This window comes from Candidatus Flexifilum breve (assembly GCF_016713355.1).
The window spans coordinates 948,398-957,677 of record NZ_JADJPI010000004.1 but is presented as its reverse complement, the minus strand read 5'-3'; the positions used below and the strand labels follow the sequence as shown (position 1 = coordinate 957,677).

9 protein-coding genes and 1 pseudogene are annotated in these 9,280 nt (G+C 59.4%); 5 read left to right on the top strand and 5 right to left on the bottom strand.

The features are described from left to right. Nucleotides 1–204 precede the first annotated feature (204 nt). The 5 genes and pseudogenes from IPK17_RS05095 to IPK17_RS05080 all read left to right on the top strand — a co-directional run bounded on the left by IPK17_RS05095 (nt 205) and on the right by IPK17_RS05080 (nt 4,279). Complete coding sequence (locus tag IPK17_RS05095; RefSeq protein WP_343416577.1) at nt 205–1,593, top strand: hypothetical protein; 1,389 nt, start codon at nt 205–207, stop codon at nt 1,591–1,593. A 44-nt stretch (nt 1,594–1,637) separates the two neighbouring features. Next, nucleotides 1,638–2,600, top strand: coding sequence for a phosphate/phosphite/phosphonate ABC transporter substrate-binding protein (locus IPK17_RS05090; protein ID WP_343416576.1), 963 nt, complete (start codon nt 1,638–1,640; stop codon nt 2,598–2,600). A 56-nt stretch (nt 2,601–2,656) separates the two neighbouring features. Further along, the gene (locus IPK17_RS05085) at nt 2,657–3,523 is read left to right on the top strand and encodes a glycosyltransferase family 2 protein (protein ID WP_343416575.1); all 867 of its coding nucleotides are present in this window, start codon (nt 2,657–2,659) and stop codon (nt 3,521–3,523) included. Nucleotide 3,524: 1 nt separating this feature from the next. Continuing rightward, nucleotides 3,525–3,746 (top strand): annotated as a pseudogene (locus IPK17_RS40410) (glycosyltransferase); the annotation flags it as partial. 2 nt (nt 3,747–3,748) lie between these two features. After that, nucleotides 3,749–4,279, top strand: a complete 531-nt coding sequence (locus tag IPK17_RS05080) for a glycosyltransferase family protein (protein ID WP_343416574.1) — start codon at nt 3,749–3,751, stop codon at nt 4,277–4,279. A gap of 119 nt (nt 4,280–4,398) precedes the next feature. Here the strand turns inward: IPK17_RS05080 and hpf are convergent, their stop codons facing one another. The 5 genes from hpf to IPK17_RS05055 all read right to left on the bottom strand — a co-directional run bounded on the left by hpf (nt 4,399) and on the right by IPK17_RS05055 (nt 9,125). After that, nucleotides 4,399–4,974, bottom strand: a complete 576-nt coding sequence (gene hpf, locus IPK17_RS05075) for a ribosome hibernation-promoting factor, HPF/YfiA family (protein WP_343416573.1) — start codon at nt 4,972–4,974, stop codon at nt 4,399–4,401. A 35-nt stretch (nt 4,975–5,009) separates the two neighbouring features. Continuing rightward, nucleotides 5,010–5,702: a ComF family protein gene (locus tag IPK17_RS05070; RefSeq protein ID WP_343416572.1), complete on the bottom strand. Its 693-nt coding sequence runs from the start codon at nt 5,700–5,702 to the stop codon at nt 5,010–5,012. 78 nt (nt 5,703–5,780) lie between these two features. Continuing rightward, the gene (locus IPK17_RS05065) at nt 5,781–6,725 is read right to left on the bottom strand and encodes a type II secretion system F family protein (protein ID WP_343416571.1); all 945 of its coding nucleotides are present in this window, start codon (nt 6,723–6,725) and stop codon (nt 5,781–5,783) included. A gap of 11 nt (nt 6,726–6,736) precedes the next feature. Beyond that, nucleotides 6,737–7,732: a type II secretion system F family protein gene (locus IPK17_RS05060; protein ID WP_343416570.1), complete on the bottom strand. Its 996-nt coding sequence runs from the start codon at nt 7,730–7,732 to the stop codon at nt 6,737–6,739. Nucleotides 7,733–7,817: 85 nt separating this feature from the next. Further along, on the bottom strand, nt 7,818–9,125 hold the full coding sequence (locus tag IPK17_RS05055) for a TadA family conjugal transfer-associated ATPase (protein ID WP_343416597.1): 1,308 nt from the start codon (nt 9,123–9,125) through the stop codon (nt 7,818–7,820). Nucleotides 9,126–9,280: the final 155 nt, after the last annotated feature.

Here is a 9,280-nt window from a genome sequence, read left to right as displayed (position 1 = left end):
AGACGTGGCCGGACTGCCCCGGCTCATCGAGGCGCTGCGTGCTGAAGGCTACAGCCAACGTGATGTTGAAAAGGTCGCTTATGCGAACTGGCGGCGGGTTCTGCAAGCGACGTGGAAGTGAAGCGGGTGGGTCAATCTAGCAAGAATACCGGACGTCAGTTAGACTAAACGGCTGTTTTGGGATAAGGACGGACGTTTCAATACATGCGAATCCCGATTTGGCTGACCTTAATCGCTGCGCTGGTGGTCGTGATCGGCGTGATTATCATTGGATCGGCGCTGGTAGCGCCCGATCAACCTTTGATCACGGCGGCGCAGTTTTCATCTGCTACGATCACGCCGAACGCTGATGGCAGCGACGATATTGCGATCTTCTCATATACTCTGACGAAAAATGCGCGCGTGACGCTCACGCTGGAAAGCGCAGACGGTCACGTGTTCGCTTTCCGGCAGGATGAGCCGCGCATCCCCGGCGACTACCGCGTCGAATTCAGCGGGGTGGTCGATGGTTTCACGCTGGACGGCGAAGACTTTGGCGACCAGCAGATTTTGCAGCGCCTGATTCCTGATGGCGTCTACACGTGGCGTTTGTCCGCGACGACCGAAGCGGGCGAAACCGCCGAGCAAACGGGCACGTTCACCATCGCCGACGGAGATGCGCCGCTGCCGCTGCTCACGGATTTCACGGTCTACCCGCAGCTCTTCACGCCGAATCAGGACGGCATCGCGGATCGCTCGCAGATCAACGTGTTTCTCACCAAAGAGGCTACGCTGACCACGTATCTGATCGACCCGAACGGCGAACGGCTGTATATCTCGGAACGCTTCGAAGATTCGCGTCCCGGTGAAGCGGGGCGGCACCTGTTCGATTACGAGGGCGGCGTCGATCTCGGCGCAAACCCGCCGACCGATGGCACCTATCCGCTGGTAGTGCATGCGCAGGATGCAGTCGGACAACGCGTGCAGCGCGAAGCGACGCTCACGATTCAGACGGGCGGCAAACCGCGGGCGCAGATCATCCCTCAGCCAATTGGCATGAGCGTGATCTGGGAAGTCGTACCCTACGATGAAGCCTATGCCTCGACGCGCGAACAGCAAGGCGCGCTCGCGCCGATGCCAACCGATCCGCAGTCGTTGGATATCACGCGCCTCGGCGTTCCTCAGGGCGATGTGCTCGTGTTCAAGCTGACCGTCGAAAACTACAGCGACGTCCCTATCCGCACGACCGGGCCGGAACCGGGCGTCGTCTACGACTGGGAGCAGCGTGCTCCGTCGCTCGGTTGGATGGAAGAAGCGGGGGCGTGGCGCATCGGCATCGAATGTCAAACCTCGGCGGCCAGCTACCCGTGGCGCTGGGCGCTGGGCACGCGCGATCACCTGACGGCGGTCGCTGACCCGGACAGCGGTAACACCTACTATTACCTCATGACGGGTGAAACCAGCGTCGTGTGGGGCGGTATCCGCATGAACCGCATCGAGAACCTGAACCCGCAAAACTGCTGGGCGGGGTTGATCCACGAATACGTGGAAGTCAGCGAACGGAACCGCAATGTCGGCCCACGTGAGATTTTTGTGATTGAGGCCGCGAATTGAGCATAGAATGAGGTATCCCCTCGTCCTGACGAAAAGGTCGCGCCATGAAACGCCTGTTAGTCCTCCTGCTGTGCCTCAGTTTAGCCGCGGTGCTGGCGTCGTGCCGGCGCGGTGACGCGGGACCCGTCTCGCAGCCCACGCTGACGCCGACGCCGCGTTCGACCTCGCTGCCCCCGGTCGCCACACCGATTCCGGTTGGCGCGGAGGGGAACGCTGTGCGCATGGTGTTCGCGGTCGGCGCGATCACAAGTACCGAAGAAGATGAAGTGCAGACGGCCATCGACGGCTTACAAGCAGCGCTCCTCGAAGAAACCAGTCTGATTGTCGAAGTGACGCGCGCGGCCACCGATGCCGAAGCGATCACCGCGCTGTGCGACTCGGTCGCGGGCACGGTGACGGTCGCATGGTTGAACGGGGTCGCCTATACCGCCGCCGCCGCGCAAAACTGCGGTACGGCGGCGCTGCAAGTCGCTCGCGAAGGCAGTACCACCGAACGCGCGCTGCTCGTCCGCAACACCCGGAGCGGAATTTCGAGCGTGAGTGACATGGCGGATAAGAATTTCTGCCGCGTGAGTGCGTCCGATTTCTACACGTGGCTGCTGCCCTCGATTATGTTGGCCACCAGCGGTTTCTCGACCGCGAGTTTCGCCTCGATCACCGATTACGATGATGTGCCCGAACTTATCGCCGCGCTCGAAGATGGCGATTGCGATGCGGCGGGCGTCTCCCAAAGCGCTTATACGACCGCTGGCAGCCGCGTCGATGATTTGCCCGGCGGCATGGAAATTCCCATCGGCGTGCTGACGTATCCCGAAAGCTTCCCGTTAGGGCAGGCGCAGGCGCTCACCGACGCGCTGATCGCCATTGCCAATGGCACGCGCGGCACACTGCTCGCCCCGCTGCTCGGTCAGGATGCGCTCGTAGAAGTCGAGACGGATACGCTGGCGGCTGTCCGCACCGCCATCACCCGCGCGGGCGTTGACCTGAGCGAAATGGCGGGCAGTTAGCGGTCGTCTATGGCTGATCTGGCTGTCGTCATTGTCACGTGGAATGTGCGGATCTGGTGCTCGATGCGATCGGCAGTCTGTACGCCGATTGTGCAGCGAGCGGATTGAACGCTGACGTGTACGTGGTGGACAGCGCGTCCTCTGACGGCACGCCGGACGAAATTCGCAGCAAGTTTCCGCAGGTGAAGCTGATTGTCAGCGCGACGAATCTCGGCTTCAGCGCGGCGAACAACGTCGCGATCCGGCAGATCATGGCGAACGATCCGCCGCCCGTCGTGTATTTGCTCAACCCGGACACCCGCACGCATCCTGAAGCGACGCAGCGCTTGCAGCGCCATTTGCTTTCGGATACGCGGATCGGTTTGGTGGGGGCGCAGTTGGAATACGCGGATGGGACGTTCCAGCCCGGCGCCTTCACATTCCCCGGTTTGCGTCAGTTGTGGACGGAATTCTTTCCCACCCCGGGGCGTCTCATCGAAGGGCGCTTCAATGGGCGCTATCCCCGTGCTTGGTACAAACTCGGCGTGCCGTTCCCGGTCGATTTTGTGCTCGGCGCGACGATGATGCTGCGCCGCGAGGTCGTGGAAGCAACGCAGGGGTTTGACGAAGGTTTCTTCATGTACTGTGAGGAAATCGACTGGGCGTGGCGCATTCACGATGCCGGGTGGCAAGTTCAGACCGTGCCCGGCGCGTTAGTGACGCATTTCGCCGGAAAGAGCAGTGCGCAGGTGCGTCCCCAAATGCTGATCCAGTTGTGGAAAAGCCGTCTGCGGCTGTACCGCAAGCACTACCCGGCGCCGAAAGTGCTCGCGGCGCGGCTGCTGATCGTGCTGGGCATGGCATTGAAGCTCCGCCAGACACCCGCAGGTGCGGAACGTGACGCCTACCGCACCATCCGTGATCTGGCTTCAGGAAGAGGCTAACATGCGCCTCGCGGCGATCATTCTGACTTACAACGAGGCGGAACACGTCACCGCGTGCATCGCATCCGTGCGCTTTGCCGACATGGTCATCGTGTTCGACTCGTTTAGCACCGACCAAACCATCCAACTGGCGCAAGCGGCGGGCGCGACCGTGATCCAGAACCGCTTTGAGGATTATGCCCGCCAGCGCAATGCGGCGCTGCAGGCGGTCGCAGCGACCGCCGATTGGGTGCTCTTCGTCGATGCCGACGAGCGCGTGACGCCCGAACTGGCACAGGAAGTGCGCGAAAAATCGAACTGCCAGGTTTTTCCGGGTGGCGCATTCCCCGTGAGAACTATCTGTTCGGTCACCGGACGCGGGGCGGGGGCTGGTATCCCGATTATCAGACACGTCTGCTCAAAGTGGGCGAAGCGCAGTTCGACCCCGAACGCCGCGTTCATGAAGTCACCGTTTTGCAGCAGGATTGCGGCACGCTCGATCACCCGTTCATTCACTACAACTACAAGAACGTCGCGCAGTTTCACCAGAAACAGAAAGTCTATTCTGCTTACGATGCGCAGATTCTGTTTGAGCAGGGCATCCGCCCGAAACCGCAGAATTACATTTTGCAACCGCTGCGCCAGTTCTGGTGGCGCTTCGTCACGCTCAAGGGGTACATCGATGGGTTGCACGGCTTACACATGGGGTTGTTGATGGCGCGCTACGAGCTGCGGAAGTATCTACTGCTGCGGGGGCTGTGGGAGAGCGCTTCTTAAAAGCCAAACCGCCCATCGTTTTTCTGAGATTCACGGAATAGAAACAAAAAGGACGCGCCGGTGCGCGTCTAAGCTGAAGTTAGTCTGGGGCGATCATCGATGATCGCCCCAGTTGCTGTCTATTCAGTTTTCGGGATGAGCACACCATAACCGCTGGTGCGGCGCTTGTAAACCACATTGACGGTCTGCGTCTGGTCATTGAAGAAGATGAAGAAGGTGTGACCGAGCAGTTCCATTTGCTCAATCGCCTCGTCTTCGTTCATCGCCGTGACATACACCTCTTTGTGGCGAATGATCGGATCGACTTCCTCTTCTTCCAGCACGTCGACATTGGGCGCAGTCTCGGCGGCACTCAGCTCCTCGACCGAGGCACTGAAGCGCGGACGACCCTTGCGACTCCGCTTGCTCTTGAAGCGTTCGATCTGGCGGTGAATCTTTTCGATGGCCAGATTCAGCGCGGCTTCGGCGTCTCCAGCGCTGGTTTCTTCTGCGCGCAGGATCGCCCCACGTTGGTGGCGAATGGTGATTTGCGCGCTTAAAATGTTATCGCCGCGTCGCGTGTGCTGGCGGGAGAAGTCCACCCGCACATCCTGAATATTCGGCAGGTATTTGTCAAGTCGAGCCAGTTTCTTCTGTGCATATTCTTCCAGCGTCTCTGTGATCTTCAGATCGTCACCCCGAACTTGGATTTCCATACGAGACTCCTTAACTTGATGGGAAGAAGGAACGATTACAGGCGTGCGGCAGTTACGGTCAAAGCGTAGACCGCCACCGCGCCCACGTTGAACAGCGCGTGCGCCGCTTCTTGAAGCGTTGCGCCCGTCGTCTGTACATCGTCAATGAGAAGAATGCGCTGACCGGAGATCAGGCGAGGATCCGCGTGAAAAGCGTCTTGCAGATTTTGTTGTCGTTCGCTGCGGGAGAGCCCAACTTGCGAGGCGGTAGACCGCACTCGGGTGAGGGCTGAAGGAAAACAAGGAAGAGATAGCGACTGTGCCATGCGTTCTCCTATCAGTTGAGACTGATTATACCCCCGCTCACGGAGGCGAGTAGTGTGCAATGGCACGGGGATGATCATGTCAAGTGTCCATCCCAACAAACGATAACTTACTGCCAGCCGATCTCCCAGTGGGACGGCAAGCGCGCGAGCATCCGCATATTTTAGCGCGTGGATACTGTGCTGTAAAATGCCGCCATGCGTTGCGGTGGCGGCGAGCGCGTTGAGGGGTGGTAGGCGGCGGGTGCGGGTGCTGATCGGCTCGGCGTCCAGTTGAGCCTGACAGCGATCACACCAGATCGTATCGACCGTGTCGCAGCCGACACAGCGGGGCGGAAAGACCCAATCAAGGGCGGCGTTCACCCAACCAGAGAAGTGCGATCCTACTCCGCGTTGGATTCCTAGGCCAGTGCCATCATCCGACATCGGTCAAACCTTGACCTATTACGTCAACCGTTTTGATGCGCGGGCGCAGTTCAGCGCGCCCGCGCGTCGGCGGCGCCGCTAAAAGACGGCGTTCACTTCACTGGAGCCGAATAGAATGATGAGCGATGGGCCGAGCAGTACGATCCAGATCGACGGGAAGATCAGGAAAACCATCGGGATCATCATCTTCACGGGCGCTTGATGCGCTTTTTCCTGCGCGCGCTGGCGGCGTTTCACGCGCATCTGGTCGGACTGGACGCGGAGAATTTTGGCCATGCTCACGCCCAACTGGTCAGCTTGAATGATGGCGGCGACGAACGCGGTCACATCGGGCACATCCATGCGGTTCGCCATGTCGCGCAGCGCATCACGGCGCATCTTACCGAGCTGAATTTCGCGCAGCACGCGCCCGAAGGCGATGGCGAGTTCGTTTTCCCACTTTTCGTAGACTTTCCCCATCGCCATATCGAAGCCGAGACCGGCTTCCACGCAGATCACCAGCAGATCGAGCGCGTCGGGGAGTGCCCGCCAGATGTTCTCCTGCCGCCGCTTGATTTTGCTCGACAGCCACATCACCGGCAGAATATAACCCATACCGAGCGCGCCCAGCGTGTAGAGCAGGGCGGTGCCTTTGGCCGTGGACGGTGAATTCACGAAGAACACGAAAAAGGCGCCGAGGCCAAAGACCAGCGTCAGGGCGATGCGCATGGCAAAGAACGAGGCGGGGTCCATGTTCATGCCCGCCAGTTCGATCTTGTGCCGCGCATCTTCAAGCTGTTTCTGCGGCGTGAACTTCGTGCTGACCTTGGCGACCTGTTTCATCATCGGCAGGAGGACGCGGTCACGGAAGGAAAGCGAAAGTTCAATTTCTTCCAGCGAGGACGGCAGTTCTTTGTCGTCATACTGGGCGAGGCGTTCTTGCAGTGGGTCGCGGCCCTTGTCTTCCTTCATGCCGACATAGACCAGACCGCCGAAGACGACCGTGCCTACGACGACGAAGATCAATACCAGTATCGAGTCCATAATGTACGCCTCTAAATATCGATGTCTACGATCTTCTGAACGACGGCAAACCCGATGCCGATCAGCGCCAGACCAATGCCGAGCATCGGCCAGCCGCAGGTGCGGTTCTCGAACAGGTTGCCCATGTAGCCGGGGTTGATCCCGTACAGGAACAGCGCCAGTACGATCGGGAGGAAGCTGATCAGGTAGCCGGTGATGCGCCCCTGCGCCGTCAGCACGCGAATCTCGCCTTTCAGCTTGATACGCTCGCGAATGGTGTGGCTGATCACGTCGAGGATTTCGGCTAAGTTACCACCGACTTCGCGCTGAATATTGACCGCCGTCACGACGAGGTCAAGGTCTTCGCTTTCCACACGGTTGACGAGGTGCTCAAGTGCGTCGCCCATGTCGATACCGAGCTGGACTTCCTGCACCACACGCTTGAATTCCGTCGCGGTGGGTTCAGGGGCGTCACGGGCAATGGCTTCCATCGACTGGAGCACGCTGTAACCGGAACGCAGCGCATTCACCCAGAGGCCGAGCGTATCCGGTAGTTGGTTTTCAAACCGGATGAGGCGGCTGGAGGTCACCCGGGAGACGTACAGGCGCGGCGCGAAGAAGCCGACAAAACCGGCCAGAATTGCCATGACGATCTGCTGGCCGAACAGCACAAAGTAGCCCAGCGCGAAAAAGCCAAACATGCTGAACACATGCAGCGCCGCGTATTCGGACACCGTCAGCTTGATGTCAGCGCGGGCTAACTGCTGACGCCACTTCTTGCCGAAATTGCGCTCCGATACGAGGCTGTCGAGCCGTTCCTGAATGAGGCTGGGACGCTTTTCCTGCTGCATCTCCGGCGCGTCCTGAATCTCTTCAAGGTCGAGAAAAGACGTTGCTTCTCTCTCGTAATTGTTGAGGCGTTCCTCGATAATGTCCTTCTCTGTGCGGACGCTGAAGATACCCCAGACGATTACTCCGCCCGCCAGCAGAACGGCAACCACGATAATGATGATCGGGTCAATTTGCATACATGGGCTCCGTGATCATCTTCCTTACTGACATTCTAAGAAAAAGGCGGGGTGCGTCAATCCACCCCGCCCAAAGTGTAAGATCTTAGTACGTGCGACCCACACCAAACACGGACGGCGGCAGGTAGATGCCGGCGGCTTCGATGCGGTCGGTGAATTTGGGGCGGATGCCCGTCGGACGGATGCGCCCGACGATCTTGCCACCTTCTACACCCGTTTGTTCAAATTCGAAGATGTCAGACATGGTGATCATATCGCCTTCCATGCCTTGCACTTCGGTGACTTTCACGACCTTACGTGTCCCATCGCGCAGACGTTCCTGATGGCAGACGACATCCACTGCGCTGGCGATTTGCTCGCGAATAGCGCGAATGGGTAGATCCATACCGGCCATCAAGCACATGACTTCAAGGCGGGAGATCGTGTCACGTGGGCTGTTGCTGTGAGCAGTGGTCAGCGAGCCATCGTGGCCCGTGTTCATCGCCTGAAGCATGTCCAACGCCTCACCGCCGCGGCATTCCCCGACGATGATGCGGTCGGGGCGCATACGCAAGCAGTTGACCACGAGGTCTTGAATGCTGATCGCACCCTTACCTTCAATGTTCGGCGGACGGCTTTCCAGCGTCACGACATGTTCCTGACGCAGTTGCAGTTCTGCCGCGTTTTCCACCGTGACGATGCGTTCGTCGTTAGGGATGAAACCCGACAACACGTTGAGCAGGGTCGTTTTGCCCGAACCTGTACCACCAGATACGATCATGTTCATGCGGGCGATGATGCAGGCGCGGAGGAACTCGACGATTTCCTTGCTGATCGAGCCGAACTTGATGAGGTCTTCGACGGTCAGCGGTTTCTTGAAGAATTTACGGATGGTAATCGTCGGGCCGACCAGCGAAATTGGACGGATGACGGCGTTCACGCGCGAACCATCGGGCAGACGCGCATCGACCAGCGGCGAGCTCTCGTCAATACGACGACCGAGCGGCGCCACGATTCGATCCAGAATGCGCATGACGTGATCATCATCTTCAAAGCTGACGTTGGCGCGGGTGATGTTACCTTTGCGTTCCCCGAAGATGTTCTTCGGACCATTCACCATGATTTCGGTGATGGTCTCGTCCGCCAGCAGCGGTTCCAGCGGGCCGAAGCCGAGGATTTCCGCGACAATCGACTCAAACAGACGCTGACGCTCTTGGCGCGCCAGCACCATGCTTTCTTCCGCGAGAATAGCATTGAACAATTCTTCGATGTGCGACCGGACTTCGTTTTTCTTGGTCAAGTCCATCGACGGTTCGAGTTCGGACAGCAAACGGTTCTGGACGCGCGTTTTCAGGTCAACGTATGAGCTGTCGGGGCGTCCCGGTTGGCGACCTAAAACCTGCTGGTTGCGCATCCGCATCGCGGAGAGACGCGATTCGTCACCTTCACCGCCGCCACCCCGGGAGTACTCGGAACGGGTGCACCGGGCCGTTGCGGGGAGGATTGTCTCCACCGCCACTGCCACTGCCGCCGCTCCCACTGCCGCCGCCACTGCCACTGCCGCCGCCT